This is a genomic window from Flavobacterium tagetis, from assembly GCF_016735615.1.
In the GTDB taxonomy this organism is placed as follows: Bacteria; Bacteroidota; Bacteroidia; order Flavobacteriales; family Flavobacteriaceae; genus Flavobacterium; species Flavobacterium tagetis.
The window spans coordinates 1,537,572-1,554,097 of sequence record NZ_JAERSF010000001.1 but is presented as its reverse complement, the minus strand read 5'-3'; the positions used below and the strand labels follow the sequence as shown (position 1 = coordinate 1,554,097).

The window sequence follows — 16,526 nt, the reverse complement described above, 5'->3', positions numbered from 1 at the left end:
AAATTCCAAAGTTTACGATGAAGTTTTAAGCTCTTAATCTAAAGTTTAGGTTTCTAATATTGGAATTTGGAATTTGATTTATTGGAATTTATAAAGGCTCATAAAAGAAAAAGGCTTCCAAATCTGGAAGCCTTTATAATTATTCTGGACTATTCATTTTAAATGTATCCATAAATGCAGTTGTATAGTCTCCTGCAATATATTTTGGATCATCCATTAATTGTCTGTGGAAAGGGATTGTAGTTTTCACACCTTCGATTACGAACTCATCCAAAGCTCTACGCATTTTGCTAATAGCTTCTTCACGAGATTGAGCAGTTGTAATTAACTTAGCAATCATAGAATCGTAGTTTGGCGGAATACTATATCCTGAGTAAACGTGAGTATCTAAACGAACTCCGTGTCCTCCTGGCATATGAAGCGTAGTAATTTTTCCTGGTGAAGGACGAAAATCGTTATAAGGATCTTCAGCATTAATACGTACTTCAATAGCGTGTAATTGTGGAAGGTAGTTTTTACCAGAAATTGGAATTCCAGCAGCAACCATAATCTGCTCACGGATCAAATCGTAATCAATAACTTGTTCTGTGATTGGGTGCTCCACCTGAATACGAGTATTCATTTCCATGAAGTAGAAGTTTCTGTGTTTGTCAACCAAAAATTCTACAGTTCCAGCTCCTTCATATTTAATAAACTCAGCAGCTTTTACAGCAGCCTCTCCCATTCTTGTACGAAGATCATCTGTCATGAAAGGCGAAGGTGTTTCTTCAGTAAGTTTTTGGTGACGTCTTTGAACAGAACAATCTCTTTCAGAAAGGTGACATGCTTTACCGTAAGAATCTCCAACAACTTGAATTTCGATATGACGTGGTTCTTCAATAAGTTTCTCCATGTACATTCCGTCATTTCCAAATGCTGCAGCCGCTTCTTGACGTGCACTTTCCCAAGCTTTTAACAGCTCATCTTCTTTCCAGATGGCACGCATTCCTTTTCCACCACCACCAGCAGTAGCTTTCATCATAACTGGATAACCAATTTCTTTAGCTATTTTTTGTGCATGTTCGTAAGATTCTAACAATCCATCTGAACCTGGCACACATGGTACTCCTGCTGCTTTCATTGTAGCTTTAGCAGAAGCTTTATCTCCCATTCGGTCGATCATTTCTGGAGCAGCACCGATAAATTTAATTCCGTGCTCTTGACAGATTTTAGAGAATTTAGCATTCTCAGAAAGAAATCCATAACCTGGATGTATTGCATCTGCATTTGTAATTTCTGCAGCGGCAATAATATTTGACATTTTCAAATACGATAAGTTACTCGGAGGAGGACCTATACAAACCGCTTCGTCTGCAAATTTAACATGCAAACTTTCTGCATCGGCTGTAGAGTAAACTGCAACAGTTTTGATTCCCATTTCCTTACATGTACGAATTACACGAAGTGCAATTTCTCCTCTATTCGCAATTAATATTTTTTTAAACATCTTATTTAAATTAAAAATTACAAATTCCAATCTCCAAATTCCAACTCATTGGATTTTGTGATTTCTCTATTGGAATTTTTAAAAATTATGATGGATCTACTAAGAATAAAGGTTGATCAAATTCTACTGGAGACATATCGTCTACAAGAATTTTTACAATTTTACCAGAAACTTCAGATTCGATTTCGTTGAATAATTTCATTGCTTCAATTACGCAAAGAACATCACCTTTAGATACAGTGCTTCCAACTTCAGTGAAAACAGGTTTGTCTGGAGATGGTTTTCTATAGAATGTTCCAATAATTGGAGATTTTATAGTAATATATTTAGAATCGTTAGCAGCTGGTGCTTCTGGAGTTACACTTACAACCGTTGGAGCTGTAACTTGTGGAACTGCAGCTTGAGGTAAAGCTGCCTGAGCAGGTAATTGCTGTACGTAAGTTGCTTCAGTTACATTTGTTTCTAAAGTTGTTCTGATCGTGATTTTTACATCATCCATTTCTAACTTCACTTCTGCAACGCCCGAATTTGCAACAAATTTGATTAGGTTTTGAATTTCTTTTAAATCCATAATGATTCGTTTTTAGTTTTAATTTATTTTTTATCGTAAGCCCATTTTAAATAGATAGATCCCCAAGTGAATCCACCACCAAAAGCGGCAAAGATAATGTTATCTCCCTTTTTAAGCTTATCTTCAAAATCAGCTAATACTAATGGTAAAGTTCCAGAAGTAGTATTACCGTATCTTTCGATATTTACCAGAACTTTAGAATCATCCAATTCTAATCTTCCTGCAGTAGCATCAATAATACGTTTATTAGCTTGGTGTGGCACTAACCAGTCAACGTCTTGATTTGTCAAATTATTTCTTTGCAAAATCAATTCGCTAGCATCTGCCATATTAGTTACAGCATATTTGAAAACAGTTTTACCGTCTTGCATAATATTGTGCTGTCTATTTTTTACAGTATCTTCACTAGGCGGAATTAAAGAACCTCCAGCAGGAATTTTAAGAAAATCACGACCAACACCGTCACTTCTTAAATACTCATCCTGCAAACCTAGACCTTCGTAATTTGGTTCGAAAAGAACTGCACCAGCTCCATCTCCAAAAATAATACAAGTTGCTCTATCTGTATAATCTACAATTGATGACATTTTATCGGCACCAATTAAAAGTACTTTTTTGTAACGTCTAGACTGAACATAAGCTGCAGCAGTTGACATTCCGTACAAGAAACTTGAACATGCTGCCTGCAAATCGTATGAAAATGCATTTGTTGCTCCAATTTCTGTTGCAACATATACTCCTGTAGAAGCTACCATCATGTCTGGTGTTGCAGTTGCCATTATAATCATATCAATCTCAAGCGGATCAATATTTGCTTTTGCAATCAAATCCTTTGCTGCTTGTATCGCAAGATACGATGTACCTTTATCAGCATCTTTAAGAATTCTTCTTTCTTTAATTCCTGTTCGAGCGGTAATCCACTCATCATTGGTATCAACCATTGTTTCTAGTACTTGGTTCGAAAGAACGAAGTCAGGAACATAAGCTCCAACAGCGGTAATTGCGGCTGTGATTGTATTCATTATATTCTATTATTTTCCTTTCAAATTAATGATAATTTGAAAAATTTTTAAAAGACCCGAAAATTACAAAAAAAAACGTAACGAATTTGTCTATATTTTCCTAAAAAACGAAAATTATAACCAACAAAAAAAACTCTCACTATGTGAGAGTTCTAGTATAATTTACAAAAACGTATTAAGCAACCGCTTCAGATTTATCGATAACAACTTGCCCTCTGTAGTACATTTTACCTTCATGCCAGTAAGCTCTGTGGTATAAATGCGCCTCACCTGTAATAGGACATGTAGCGATTTGAGCTACAGTAGCTTTGTAATGTGTTCTTCTCTTATCTCTTCTTGTTTTCGAGGTTTTTCTCTTAGGATGTGCCATTTTACTATATTATTTATCCGTTAATAGTTTCTTTAATTTTTCCCAACGCGGGTCAATATCTTCTTCTTTGTTACTCTCTTCTTTTTGTTCTTTTACACTTAATTCATTTAGTTTTGTTAAAGCTTCTGTTTGCAGACTTCCATCTTTAACACCTGGGTGAATTCTTTTCTGCGGAACAGAAAGTGCAATCATTTCATAAATATATTGTGCAATATCTACTTCATGTTCACCATGTGGTAAAATCAACAACTCTTCATTATCATCATTAAATTCGTCTCCAAAGCGAACAATCAGTTTCATTTTCCCTTTTATAGGTAAATCAAAATCCTCGCCTGTCAGATCACAAGGCACGTTTACCGTTCCTTTGTGTTTGAATTCTAACTCTAACATATTACTTTTCTTATCGAAAAGTAAATTGACTTTAATATCTGAACTTTGAAACTCATCGTACTCAAAGTTCTTAAAGAACGTGTTATTTATTTGATACTCAAAATGGTGTTTTCCTAGTTTTAATCCTACGAAAGGAATTAAAAATTCTTTTGTTTTGCTCATTTCAACATCAATTTGATCAATTCGATTCTAAAACTAGATATCTGAATTGGGGTGCAAAGATATAAAATTATTACAAATCTAATAATCTTATTCACCTTTTTTTGTTTATAACTGTTTTTCTTTTATTTTAAGAGGTTTTTGGCTAATCTCCTCATACTGATTACGCGAGCGAAAAATATCGATCGCAAGATAGACTGCTTCTTTAAACGAATTGTAATCTGCCATGTCTTTTCCTGCTATATCATAAGCTGTACCGTGATCTGGAGAGGTTCTAACCTTATCCAAACCTGCTGTGTAATTCACTCCTTTTCCAAAAGAAAGTGTTTTAAACGGAATCAATCCTTGATCGTGATACATCGCTACAATAGCATCATATTTTTCATAATGACCGCTTCCAAAAAAACCATCTGCAGGAAATGGACCAAAAGCCATTGTCCCAGAATCAAATATTTTCTTTAATGTTGGCTTTAAAACTAAATCATCTTCTTTTCCAATTACACCGCCATCACCAGCATGGGGATTAAGTCCTAAAACTGCAATTTTCGGCTTTACGATACTAAAATCCTGAACTAGAGATTTTTTAATAGTTTCAATTTTTTTAGTAATTAATTCTTCTGTTAAATGAGAAGCAACTTCGTTTAAAGGAACATGATCTGTAATTAAACCTACTCGCAAATTATCTTGAACCATCATCATAAGTGCATCGCCCTCTAATTCCTGATTCAAATAATCGGTGTGGCCCGGAAATTTAAAATCTTCAGATTGTATATTATATTTATTAATAGGAGCTGTTACTAGAACATCAATCTCACCATCTTTCAAAGCTTTTGTTGCTGCTGTAAAAGATTTAATTGCATACTCTCCTATTTTCGGATCATTTACTCCAAAGTTTATATCAACACCTTCCCTCCAAAGATTTAGAACGTTTACTTTTCCAGGAATAACCTGATCCAATTTATCAACTCCGTGAAATTGAACTGTTGATGTAAAACTTTTTCTAACAAAAGAAAGAATTTTAGCATTTGCAAAAATAACCGGCGTACACAATTCCAACATACGAGAATCTTCGAATGTTTTCAGTATAACTTCGCTTCCAATACCGTTTAAATCTCCTACTGAAATTCCAACAATTATATTTTCTGCTTTTTTATTCATGAGCTCAGTTTATTTATTACTAATTTTGATGTGCAAATTTAGTAAAATAAAACCACAATGTTCACAGGAATTATAGAAACACTCGGCAAGGTTCACGAAATCAAAAAAGATCAAAACAATCTTCATATAACAGTTGACTCATCAATAACTAACGAATTAAAAATAGACCAAAGCGTTTCGCACAACGGAATATGCCTTACAGTAGTAGCTATCAAAGATTCTCTTTATACCGTAACCGCAATAGACGAAACGATTTTAAAAACCAACATCGGCGATTGGAAAACTGGCGATATTGTTAATTTGGAAAGAGGAATGAAACTCGGCGATCGTTTAGACGGGCATATTGTACAAGGTCACGTAGATCAAACTGGAACTTGCATCAAAATTGAAGAAGCAAACGGAAGCTGGAATTACACTTTTGAGTATGACAAAAACCAAAACAATATAACAATCGAAAAAGGCTCTATTACAGTAAATGGAGTTAGTCTTACAGTTGTAAATTCTAAAACAAATGAATTTAGTGTTTCAATTATCCCGTACACTTATGAGCACACTAATTTTAAAGATTTCAAAGTTGGAACAAAAATCAATCTTGAATTTGATGTAGTTGGAAAATACATCTCTAGACTTTATTCGATAAACAAATAATCCTTTAGACTTTCCCATAAAAAAAGCTTCAATTTAAATTGAAGCTTTTTTTATTTCATTTTTATATATTACAGTAAGACCTAAAGCCAAACCACCGATTACTAGAAACATAATATTTTGATTTATTGGAAAAGCATCATCACAGTCAGGATACAATGGAGGACACTCTTCTCCCTCAGCCGTTGTAGCCATACTTCTGGCAGTACTTGCACTTGGAGTAGGCGGATGCGAAGAAGTTTCCGCAGATACTAATAAAACATTCAAAAATAAGGCAATTACTAAAAATGGGGCTTTTAGATTTTTCATAAATTCAAGCTATTGCAAATTGCAAGTCTAGATAATTATCGACAAATATTCTTTGATAGAAATTTCACACAATTAAAATTCTATCTCCAAAATCTTGGACAAAAGTATAAGTTTTTTGCTCAAAACCAACTTTTAACCGAAAAAAGGCAAGACAAATTTTAACATTTTTTTTCTAAGATTCTTTTAATCCTTTTCACAAAACGCTCTGGAGTGCAAAATCATTTATTTATTACTATCCACAAGCCTTTGAAGCTTATAAGAATTTCCTGATTTTAACAAAACCTTTACTTCTACACTTTGCGACTAAATTTCCTTTACTACAATTTATGTCAAAAAAAGAAGTTTGGATCTAACTGTAATTACATAAACGAGAATGTTCTCAAATTAATATATTTGCAATAACTAAATTTCACACGATAAATCCAAATCTACCCTCAACCTCAATTAATCAGATGAAAAACCAATATACAGTCGGAAGTTTATATGCGGGTGTTGGAGGTATTTGCTTAGGATTTGAAAATGCAGGTTTTAAATTAGAATGGGCAAATGAGTTTGACAAAAAAGCTTGCGTTACCTACAGAAACAATTTTGAACACACTCTTATTGAAAGCGACGTAATGCAACTTGATGTTAGAAAACTCAATAAAGTTGACATTCTTACCGCTGGATTCCCTTGCCAGCCCTTTTCTCTTGCGGGCCATAGAAAAGGCTTTAACGACAGTAGAGGAAACCACTTTTTTAAAATATTGGATTTTATTGACGAAATGCGGCCAAAAGTGGTATTTCTCGAAAATGTCAAAAACCTAAAAGGGCACGACAAAGGAAACACAATAAAAGTAATTCAGCGCGAAATAAAAAAACGCAATTATACATTTGACTCTGCCATCTTAAACACTAAAGATTTTGGAAATATCCCACATAATCGGGAACGAATTTTCATGGTTGCTTTCGACAAAGATTTCGTTAAAAAAGGCTTCAAATTCAGTTTCCCTGAAAAAGAAGAATTAACAAAAAAGGTTAGCGATTTGATCACAAAAGAAAAAGTCGATAAAAAATTCTATTATACAGAAGACAAATACATGTATAACACACTGAAAGAAGCGGTTGTGAGAGAAGACAGAATTTATCAGTTCAGGAGACATTACGTACGAGAAAACAAAAAAGAAGTTTGCCCTACTTTAACTGCAAATATGGGAACCGGCGGCCACAATGTCCCAATTATTACAACTGAATTTGGCTTTAGAAAATTAACTCCAAGAGAATGTTTTCGTTTTCAGGGTTTTCCAGATCATTACAAATTACCCAAAATTTCAAATTCTAGCTTATATAAACAAGCTGGAAATTCGGTAAGCATGCCTGTCATCAAAAGACTTGCTTCTGAAATATTTAAATGCATTGAGAAAGCAGAAGCTAGACAGCAAAAAGCTGAAAAAATTTAAATACTTAAAAGCATAATTGTCCCTTCAATTTTTGCTAGACAAACCTCTAGATTCTTCTCAATTTCTTTACTCCAGAACCTTAAAACAGTCCAGTTTTCAGAAATTAGAAAAGCATTGACCTCTTCGTCACGCTGAATATTCCTTTCAATTTTTGGAATCCAATATTCTCGATTCGTTTTAATTCTTAGCTGTTCGGTTCCCCAATCTTTTCCATGAAAAAATTCGCTATCAACAAAAATGGCAATTTTATATTTGGCAAAAGTAAGATCAGGCCTTCCAAATACTTTCTTATTGTTTTTTCGGTATCTGTGACCCAATTTCCATAATGCTTTAGCAAGCCTTACTTCGCCTTTTGTAGCAGTGCTTTTTATCGCCTGCATAGTTTTCCTCCTCTGTTCGGGAGTTAATCTATCCATCTGAAGATTAAATTTGTTTTGGACGGATAAAGTTAAGGCATTTTACAGAAATAGGAGTTCAATTATTCTAACGTAAAAATTTCAATTTTCACATTTTAAAAAGTGACGCAAACAAAAAAGCCTCTACATTTCTGTAAAGGCTTTGTGTTTCTAAAAGAGTGGTCCCACCTGGGCTCGAACCAGGGACCACCTGATTATGAGTCAGGTGCTCTAACCAGCTGAGCTATAGGACCGGTTTAGAGGATGCAATATTACTACTATTTTTCATTCACTCCAAATATTTTAAGACATCATTTTAATTTAATTTTAAAACTTTTGTTTAATACCAAAGAACAAAATTGATTTTCAACATCTTATTCAAAAATTAAAACGACATTTTTTTTATTTAATTTCTTGACAAAGCTCCACCAAAACGCCATTTGTGTTCTTCGGATGCAGAAAAACGACCAATTTATTGTCGGCACCTTTCTTCGGAACTTCGTTAATCAAGACAAACCCTTCATTTTTTAGACGGCTAATTTCAGCTTCGATATCATCAACATCAAAAGCAATGTGATGAATTCCTTCTCCTTTTTTCTCCAAAAATTTAGCAATCGGACTTTCGGGATTTGTCGCCACCAAAAGCTCAATTTTATTATTTCCCGTTTGAAAGAAAGAAGTTAGTACACCTTCGCTTTCTACAGCTTCCATTTTATAAGACGGAACACCCAGCATTTTTTCGAACAAAACATTGGCATCATCCATATTTTTTACTGCAATCCCGATATGTTCTATTTTGTTTACCATTGCTACAAATTTATTGGTTCGTGTATGTTCTAAAATAACCGCATTCTGCAATTACATCCTGATAATATTTCGTGTCAGAATAGTCTTTTCTTAAAGCTTTGAACGAGTTCCAGGCAATAAAATTAACTTTATCATCTTGAATTTCCCAATAACTATTTATGCTATTGTATTTTTTATTGTAATAGTCATTTCGTTCGCATTTCGAAATCAGATACAAACATTTTGCTTTTTGTTCTTTATTCGAAGCTGCTTCAAAAGCTTTCTGATAATACATTTTAGAAACCGAGTTATTCGTAATCATATCTTTCATCGAATCTCTAAATGAATACGGGCCTGATCCGTAACCCACAATGCTCATTTCGTAAAAAGTTCTTCCGTTTCCAAAATGAGAAATATTATAAAACGCATTTCCTAACAAAAGACTATTTGTATAAACATCTTCTTTCTGAGCTAGTTTATCCTGCATTTCTTTTATTGTAGACAAGAAATCCATGTAAGTATATTTTCTTTTTTGATATGCTGCATGCTCACAATCGTGGCAATCTTTTATATTTCCGTTAAACGGATTTCCCAAGAATTTAACATACTGAACAGAATCTGTTTGTTGCATAAATGCAATTGCTTCTGGAATTTTGTTTTTGAAAGTTGACTGAATTGCTTGGAAATTATTAATGTCTTTCAGTTTTAAGCTATAAATTCCTGCACCAATTTTCTCGATTTCTGTTTTATTAGATTTCTCCATAAAGCTTTTTATTGCCAGCAAATTCTTTTCATTGTCATAATATGCATTTCCATCGTTCCAATAACTATAGCGGGATTCTCCATAAATCTCAGCCATAACCTGATTTCCTTGTTCTTTATACAAATGTGACAAATAGCTTCTGCTCCATGAAGAAGCATTCTGATAACGAAATGTGTCTCCTTTATAATTTTTAGGAAGTTCAGTGTATAGCCAATTTAAATCAGCCAGAATAGTTTTTTCGTTTTTATCTGTCAGCTTATCAATCTTGCTTAAGTTATTCACAAAACGCAATAAGCGAAGCTGCATTCCTGCCAATTCTGTTTTCGGAAGTGTTTTTTCAGCTTTGCTGTAATTTTTATCTGCATTGGCATAATCGCCTTTTAGCGTTTGAAGATATCCAAGTGCAATATCCCACAAATAAGGCTTATCGGTATTTCCTGCAGCAGAAATTTTCGCTATCAAATCAACAGCGCTATTGTCTACTTTTGCTTTATTTTCTACTTTATTTTCCGCAACAGTCTGCGGTTTTGGTTTCTGATTTTCTCCTTGTCCGTCTATCTGAAACGAATTATTTATTTTTTGCTCTAACGAATTAACCAATCTCGTTCCAAGATAATTCAAATGTTCGCTTTTTGGATCTAGTTCGTAGATTTTTTCAATTGCTTGTTTTTCATCTTTATAATATCCATGAATCGCCCAAAGCGCCGCTTTTTCTTTGTTGGCTTTTGCCAAAGCCAAAGCCTTAGTCCAATCTGACTCATTTTTTGGTTTGAAGCTATAAGCAGTAACCACTCTTAATTCTGGACATTTATCAAATACTTGCGCATATAAATAATTTGAAGTCGCGTATTTTTTCTGCTTATAATTAATTCCGGCAACATACGCCAAAGCACGATAATACAAAGTATTCTTGGCAACAGAACTTTCGGTTTTATTAAAAAAATCAATCGCTTTTTGTTTGTCATTACTATAAAAACGAGCTTTCATGGTCAGGAACCAATATCGGTTTTTCAAAAACGGATCTGACAAAGTATTGTAGACATTTTCTATCGACTGAATCATTTTGGCATCATTGAAAGTTTTTGCCACAACAGGATCGTAGCTCCAATAATCGTCTCCAATAGATACTGTTTCTATTTTTTGAGCCAAATACAGAAATTCAACAAAGTTTTTTACTTTTTCATCTTTCAGATTAAGCTTTTTGCCCCATTTTTGCGTGCTTTTATTTTCTTTTTTTGTTTTATAATAAACATGCAAACCTTCTATTTCTTCTTTATTTTTGATTGCATTCTTTTCATCAGAATAATATCTAGGCTTTTCATCACCAATCAAAAAATAATTAACTGTTGTTGTGTCGACTTTTCCTTTTAAATAATCTGCCCAATCTGATTTTATATTTTTATTAAAACGAGAATTATGTTGGGTGTCAAAACCGATTCCGTAAAAAATTCCACCCGATAAAAACAAAGGCGAATACGATTTGTCTGCAAAAGTTTCTGGAGTAAAATTTGAATTGTAAGACCCTAAATAATCCCAGTCTCCATCTGCACAGGCATATATAATTCCGAATGCAGAAAGCAAAACGGCACTAGAAGCAAGAAATAATCTGCTTAAAAGTATTTTTTTCATAATTGTTTAAATTGAATTCGTCTAAATCGTAAAATATAATTTCGTTTGGCTTTTCGACAAGATTATCTTGCAAATCTTCTGCCATTTCTTTTAAATCTTCTGGTTTTATTTCCTCCATTTTCAAAAGATCATTTTCTTCATAAAAAACACCATTTTTATAATTGGAATGTTTCACTCTGAAAAAAATCGGGCTTGTTTTTTCAAAATTGGAATCTTTTTCTAACGCCCTACTATTCATTTTAGAACGAAGTCCAATCACTTTATTATTTCTAATATGAACTCCCCACGAATAGATCGGAAAAGCAAAATCTAAGTGCAATGGATATCTTTTTAAACTTTTAAGATATCGTTCTGCCACTTTCTTATCGTAAATAGAACTGAGAGAATCGGGTGCAATCGATCCCATATTGTAATACATCAAAACTCCAGAATCGACATTTGGGATTTTTGTTTTTTTGAAATACTTCACTTGGTGCAATCGAATAGTCGCTGAAAGTTTCTTCTTCGAAAGCTTTTTAAAAACCTCTATAAATTTCAAATAATTCTCTTTGCTTTTTAATGTCCAATCACAATCTATTTGAATTTCTTGACACACAATTTTATTTTTAGAATTGATTTGTTCTATAAAATCAAACGTTTTTTGAGCCAGATCGTTTACATCAAGATGAGGCTGGAGCATAACTTTGTTCTGAATAAAAACAACTGGAACAATAGCATATTCCTTTGGATTTTCTTCAAATCGAATTGGACTAATCGGGATTGGAAAATTAGATTCTGGATGAAGTCCAATATCAAAATACCTTACATAGAGTTTTTGAACATTGTTTTCTTTTAATGCTTCTTTTTCTCTTTCAGAAAACTTGAAGGTTGTTTTCCAGTAATAAAAGGAGATTACGGGCTTTTCACTTTTTGTGCACGACAGCATTAAAAAGAGAAACAAAACTGGGAAAAATCGCTTGAACAAAACTTAAGGAAATTACATTTTAATTCAAAAGTAAGAAATTATGACGTTTTAAACACTAAATTTTTGAAGATTTACAAAAGTTATAAATCCTAATAAATGGATAAAAAATTTCAATTAAAGCAAATATAATCGTTATTTTGTGCAATCAAATTGAAAAACCGTTATGTTGAAAAACACTTTAAAATACATTGCATTTGTAATTCTAATATCAATGATAAGCTGCGCTAAAAGGGGCAGTATTACCGGCGGTTTAAAAGACACATTACCTCCTGTTTTGGTATCGAGTTTTCCTAAAAACTTCACAACCGATTTTAAAGGAAACACTATTACTTTAAACTTTGACGAATATATCAAACTCAAAAACACCAACAAACAGCTGATTATTTCTCCTCCTTTAAAAAATGAGCCAATAATCACGCCTCAGAGTGTTAGCAAATTTATAAAGATTGAACTTCGAGATACTTTACTGCCAAACACAACTTATAGTTTAAATTTTGGACAGGCAATTCAGGATAACAACGAAGGAAATGCCCTAAATCAGTTCAAATATATTTTCTCAACAGGATCACACATTGATTCGCTTAAATTGAACGGAAAAATAAAAGATTCTTATGGGAAATATGTTGAAAATTTTGTTTCTGTAATGTTATACGAAGTAAATGATAAATTTAAAGATTCTACCATTTATAAAGAATTTCCACGTTACATTACAAATACTCTGGACAGCATGAGAACTTTTCAGTTTGAAAACTTAAAAGAAGGAAAATATCTTTTGGTGGCATTAAAAGACAAAGGATCAAATAATAAGTTTAATCCGAAAGATGATAAAATCGGATTTTTGAAAAACTATATTACAATTCCGACTGACACTGTTTATGAGTTAGAACTATTTAAAGAAACATTGCCATTAAAAGCTTTCAAACCAATTCAAGCTTCTGGAAATCGTTTGTATCTACCATACGACGGAAAACAGAATTTCAAAAACTCAAAACCAAAAGTTGTACTTAAAAACGGCAATGAAGTTCTAGAAACTATTATAACGCAATTCCCTAAAAAAGATTCGCTTCAAGTTTGGTATAAACCAGTAAAAGCCGATTCGTTATCAATGGAAGTTGAAAAAGGAGATTACAAGAAGCGATTTTCTTTTAAAATTAAAGCTTTAAAAAAAGATACTCTAAATATTAAAGCCGTTCAAAATGGCCAGATTAACTTTAGAGAGCGTTTTACATTAGAAACCGAAACACCATTGGTTAAATTTGATAATTCTAAAATTAGATTGGTAAATAAAGATTCTGTCGCTGTTCCTTACACAACAGAATATGACGAATTTGATCAAAAACTTTATTTTGATTTCAAAAAAGAACCTTTAGATAAATACAGTTTTACTTTCTTGCCAGGTGCTTTGACCGATTTTTATGAAAAAACAAACGATACCTTATCGTACAAACTAAGCACAAAAGAATATGCCGATTACGGAAATATTATATTGACACTAAAAAATGTAAAACGCTTTCCTATAATTGTCGAATTGACTAATAAAAAAGGAGATGTTGTTTTGGCTGAAGCATATTCTGAAGGAGCAACTACATTAGAATTTAATTTACTCCAACCTGACGTCTTTACTGTCCGCATTATTTACGATGATAATAAAAACAAACAGTATGACACTGGTAATTTCTTAGAAAAGAGATATTCCGAAGAAGTTTTTTACAATCAAGAAGAATTTGATGTCCGTGCCAATTGGGATCGAAACGAAACAATTGACCTGAGTATTCCGTTTAATCCGGAAGTCGAGAAAAAACAAGACGATAAAAAGAAAAAAGAGGCAGAAAAGAAACGAAAAGCGTTCTAAAGCTTAATCTCAAACTGATCTCTATCGCTTAAAAAGTTTAATTTTTTACGCGTTTCATACATGGTGTTTTTGTCCAATTCTATGGCAAAGACACCATTTTTTTCTTGGGGCTCTAAAATATGATTCCCTAAAAAATCTATTGCTTGTGAATGGCCAATATGCTCGTAATCGTGAGCATCATTACCAATTCTATTTACCCCAACTACATACGAAAGATTTTCTATTGCTCGAGCTTTTAGCAAAGCATCCCAAGCATTTGTGCGCACTTTTGGCCAATTAGCAACATATAAAATAAGGTCGTAGTTTTCTACATTTCGAGCAAAAACCGGAAATCTTAAATCGTAACAAATCTGAAGGCATATTTTCCAACCCAGATAATCAACAATAACTTTTCGGTTTCCGCGCGTATACACTTTGTCTTCACCTGCTAAAGAAAAGGAATGGCGCTTATCGTAATATTGTATTTCGCCTGACGGAAAAACAAACAACATTCGGTTATAATATTTCCCGTTTTCTACAATAACAACACTTCCTGTTATCGCAGCATTTTTTTGTTTTGCTTTCAATTTCATCCATTCAACCGTTTCTTCTTGCATCGTTTCAGCAACCTCAGAAGCATTCATGGTAAATCCTGTGGAAAACATTTCAGGAAGCACAATTAAATTTACTTCCGACTGAATTTCATTGATTTTTGAATCGAAATTTTCTCGGTTTTTACTGGCGTCTTGCCAAAAAAGATCGGTTTGGATTAAAGCGATTTTCATTTTTTTATAGAGATATGAAAGTCAAAAACAAATTAATTAAATCACAATCAAACTTGGAACAGCACTTTTATATGGCTGCAATTTTTCGTGATTTGGTTCTTCTTCGGTAATCACATAACTTACCTCAGACAGATTGGCAATTTTCATTTTAAGAACAGTATTTAATTTTTCTGTAATAGTTAATACTGCTGTTTTTTTAGAAGCCTGAATCATCGCTTTTTTTACTTGAACTGTTTCCCAATCAGAATCAGAATAACCGCCATCTACGTCTAAAGCATTTGTTCCTAAAACCAAAAGATCGGCTTTTATATTGGCCAATTGATGAAAAGCTTCTCCGCTCACACACATCTGACTATAAGAAGAGATGCTTCCGCCAATCATGATTGTTTTAATATTTGGCTTATCTAAAAGCTGAACCGCCGTTAAAGCTGTAATAGTAAAAACAGTTAAATTAAGATCGTTTGGAATTAATCGGATAAATTCACGAATCGTTGTTCCTCCATCAACAATTAAAACCATTCCGTCATGAAGAAGTCCAACAGCTTTCTGCGCGATAACTTGTTTCGCTTCGACAGCATAAGTCTGATTAGATGAAGAATAGTGATATCCTTTTGTCATCGCTCCTCCTTTCACTTTAATTAAAAGCGAATCAGCATCAAGTTCATTAATATCACGACGAACCGTATCTTCGGAAACACCAAGTTTAGCCGAAAGAGTTTCAAAACTTACACGCGTGTGCAAATTGATCTCTTTTAGAATATGATTTTTACGTTCTTCTTTGCTGTAATTTAAAACTTCATTTTCAGTACTCATGCCAATTGTTTTTTTCTAATTACAAAAATATGAATTTAAATGTAGCTTACGAAGTAGTTAAACTTGAAAAAGGGATTTCATAAGCTCATTACATTCCTTTAAAGAAAGAATTCATAAAAAAAGACCTTACGTAATTACCCAAAGTAAAAACCAACAAAAAAACGCATCCAAATTAATGAATGCGTTTTTTCAAATATACTAAATTGTGTATTATCCTTTTAAGCTTGCTGCTAAATACTCACGGTTCATACGTGCGATATTTTCAAGCGAAATTCCTTTTGGACATTCAATTTCGCAAGCACCTGTATTTGTACAGTTACCGAAACCTTCTAAATCCATTTGGTGAACCATGTGTAAAACACGATCCGTTGCCTCAACTTTACCTTGTGGTAATAATGCATATTGAGAAACTTTTGCCGCAACGAATAACATTGCTGAAGAGTTTTTACAAGTTGCAACACAAGCTCCACAACCAATACAAGCAGCAGCATCAAATGATTTATCTGCATCGTCTTTTGGAACTGGAATAGTATTCGCGTCGATTGTATTTCCTGAAGTATTTACAGAGATAAATCCTCCAGCGTGTTGAATTCTGTCAAAAGAACTTCTATCTACAACTAAATCTTTAATTACAGGGAAAGCTTTTGCTCTAAATGGCTCAATAAAAATTGTATCGCCATCTTTAAACATACGCATATGTAACTGACAAGTTGTAACACCTCTATCTGGTCCGTGTGCTTCACCATTGATGAATAAAGAACACATTCCGCAGATTCCCTCACGACAATCGTGATCAAATGCTACAGGCTCTTCTCCTTTATTGATTAAACCTTCGTTAAGAACGTCTAACATTTCAAGGAAAGACATATCTGGCTCGATTCCATCGATAGGATATTCTACAATCCCTCCTTTATCTTGAGCGTTTTTTTGACGCCATATTTTTAATGTAAGTTTCATACCTTTTTCGTTTGAAAGTCATAAAGTCGAAAGTCGAAAGTCGCTTGGCACTTT

Annotated in this window: 17 protein-coding genes and 1 tRNA gene; 3 read left to right on the top strand and 15 right to left on the bottom strand. The window is 33.3% G+C overall.

Annotation, left to right across the window (positions count from 1 at the left end):
• Nucleotides 1–139 precede the first annotated feature (139 nt).
• From accC to pdxA, 6 genes are all read right to left on the bottom strand, one after another.
• Nucleotides 140–1,486 (bottom strand): acetyl-CoA carboxylase biotin carboxylase subunit, encoded by a 1,347-nt coding sequence (accC, locus tag JI750_RS06700; protein WP_201999506.1) that lies wholly within the window; start codon nucleotides 1,484–1,486, stop codon nucleotides 140–142.
• An 85-nt stretch (nucleotides 1,487–1,571) separates the two neighbouring features.
• Nucleotides 1,572–2,057: an acetyl-CoA carboxylase biotin carboxyl carrier protein gene (gene accB, locus JI750_RS06695; protein ID WP_095928350.1), complete on the bottom strand. Its 486-nt coding sequence runs from the start codon at nucleotides 2,055–2,057 to the stop codon at nucleotides 1,572–1,574.
• A 23-nt stretch (nucleotides 2,058–2,080) separates the two neighbouring features.
• Nucleotides 2,081–3,079 carry a beta-ketoacyl-ACP synthase III gene (locus tag JI750_RS06690; RefSeq protein ID WP_201999505.1) on the bottom strand — a complete coding sequence of 333 codons (999 nt, stop codon included), beginning with the start codon at nucleotides 3,077–3,079 and terminating at the stop codon, nucleotides 2,081–2,083.
• A gap of 175 nt (nucleotides 3,080–3,254) precedes the next feature.
• Nucleotides 3,255–3,449, bottom strand: coding sequence for a 50S ribosomal protein L32 (gene rpmF, locus JI750_RS06685; protein WP_008465217.1), 195 nt, complete (start codon nucleotides 3,447–3,449; stop codon nucleotides 3,255–3,257).
• A gap of 9 nt (nucleotides 3,450–3,458) precedes the next feature.
• Nucleotides 3,459–4,001 carry a YceD family protein gene (locus tag JI750_RS06680; RefSeq protein ID WP_201999504.1) on the bottom strand — a complete coding sequence of 181 codons (543 nt, stop codon included), beginning with the start codon at nucleotides 3,999–4,001 and terminating at the stop codon, nucleotides 3,459–3,461.
• A gap of 105 nt (nucleotides 4,002–4,106) precedes the next feature.
• On the bottom strand, nucleotides 4,107–5,156 hold the full coding sequence (pdxA, locus tag JI750_RS06675) for a 4-hydroxythreonine-4-phosphate dehydrogenase PdxA (protein WP_201999503.1): 1,050 nt from the start codon (nucleotides 5,154–5,156) through the stop codon (nucleotides 4,107–4,109).
• A gap of 57 nt (nucleotides 5,157–5,213) precedes the next feature.
• Between pdxA and JI750_RS06670 the strand changes: the two genes are divergently transcribed.
• Nucleotides 5,214–5,804: a riboflavin synthase gene (locus JI750_RS06670; RefSeq protein WP_201999502.1), complete on the top strand. Its 591-nt coding sequence runs from the start codon at nucleotides 5,214–5,216 to the stop codon at nucleotides 5,802–5,804.
• 33 nt (nucleotides 5,805–5,837) lie between these two features.
• Here the strand turns inward: JI750_RS06670 and JI750_RS06665 are convergent, their stop codons facing one another.
• Nucleotides 5,838–6,110 carry a hypothetical protein gene (locus JI750_RS06665; RefSeq protein WP_201999501.1) on the bottom strand — a complete coding sequence of 91 codons (273 nt, stop codon included), beginning with the start codon at nucleotides 6,108–6,110 and terminating at the stop codon, nucleotides 5,838–5,840.
• A gap of 452 nt (nucleotides 6,111–6,562) precedes the next feature.
• Between JI750_RS06665 and dcm the strand changes: the two genes are divergently transcribed.
• Complete coding sequence (gene dcm / locus JI750_RS06660; RefSeq protein ID WP_201999500.1) at nucleotides 6,563–7,549, top strand: DNA (cytosine-5-)-methyltransferase; 987 nt, start codon at nucleotides 6,563–6,565, stop codon at nucleotides 7,547–7,549.
• Here the strand turns inward: dcm and JI750_RS06655 are convergent.
• The 5 genes from JI750_RS06655 to JI750_RS06635 all read right to left on the bottom strand — a co-directional run bounded on the left by JI750_RS06655 (nucleotide 7,546) and on the right by JI750_RS06635 (nucleotide 12,047).
• Nucleotides 7,546–7,965 (bottom strand): very short patch repair endonuclease, encoded by a 420-nt coding sequence (locus JI750_RS06655; RefSeq protein WP_201999499.1) that lies wholly within the window; start codon nucleotides 7,963–7,965, stop codon nucleotides 7,546–7,548. The genes dcm and JI750_RS06655 overlap by 4 nt on opposite strands.
• Before the next feature lie 159 nt (nucleotides 7,966–8,124).
• Nucleotides 8,125–8,198 (bottom strand) — tRNA-Ile (locus JI750_RS06650).
• A gap of 148 nt (nucleotides 8,199–8,346) precedes the next feature.
• Nucleotides 8,347–8,751 (bottom strand): methylmalonyl-CoA epimerase, encoded by a 405-nt coding sequence (mce, locus tag JI750_RS06645; RefSeq protein ID WP_201999498.1) that lies wholly within the window; start codon nucleotides 8,749–8,751, stop codon nucleotides 8,347–8,349.
• Between the two features lie 10 nt (nucleotides 8,752–8,761).
• Entirely contained in the window at nucleotides 8,762–11,122 is a 2,361-nt protein-coding gene (locus JI750_RS06640; RefSeq protein WP_201999497.1) for a hypothetical protein, read from the bottom strand.
• Nucleotides 11,082–12,047 (bottom strand): hypothetical protein, encoded by a 966-nt coding sequence (locus tag JI750_RS06635; protein ID WP_201999496.1) that lies wholly within the window; start codon nucleotides 12,045–12,047, stop codon nucleotides 11,082–11,084. The genes JI750_RS06640 and JI750_RS06635 overlap by 41 nt, the downstream gene beginning before the upstream one ends.
• A gap of 202 nt (nucleotides 12,048–12,249) precedes the next feature.
• Here JI750_RS06635 and JI750_RS06630 point away from each other — a divergent pair, with 202 nt between their 5' ends.
• The gene (locus JI750_RS06630; protein WP_201999495.1) at nucleotides 12,250–13,938 is read left to right on the top strand and encodes an Ig-like domain-containing domain; all 1,689 of its coding nucleotides are present in this window, start codon (nucleotides 12,250–12,252) and stop codon (nucleotides 13,936–13,938) included.
• Here the strand turns inward: JI750_RS06630 and JI750_RS06625 are convergent.
• The 3 genes from JI750_RS06625 to JI750_RS06615 all read right to left on the bottom strand — a co-directional run bounded on the left by JI750_RS06625 (nucleotide 13,935) and on the right by JI750_RS06615 (nucleotide 16,472).
• Entirely contained in the window at nucleotides 13,935–14,702 is a 768-nt protein-coding gene (locus tag JI750_RS06625; RefSeq protein ID WP_201999494.1) for an amidohydrolase, read from the bottom strand. The two genes, JI750_RS06630 and JI750_RS06625, sit on opposite strands and share 4 nt — an antisense overlap.
• 36 nt (nucleotides 14,703–14,738) lie before the next feature.
• Complete coding sequence (locus JI750_RS06620; protein WP_201999493.1) at nucleotides 14,739–15,515, bottom strand: DeoR/GlpR family DNA-binding transcription regulator; 777 nt, start codon at nucleotides 15,513–15,515, stop codon at nucleotides 14,739–14,741.
• A gap of 210 nt (nucleotides 15,516–15,725) precedes the next feature.
• Nucleotides 15,726–16,472, bottom strand: coding sequence for a succinate dehydrogenase/fumarate reductase iron-sulfur subunit (locus JI750_RS06615; protein WP_111365707.1), 747 nt, complete (start codon nucleotides 16,470–16,472; stop codon nucleotides 15,726–15,728).
• Between the last annotated feature and the right edge of the window lie 54 nt (nucleotides 16,473–16,526).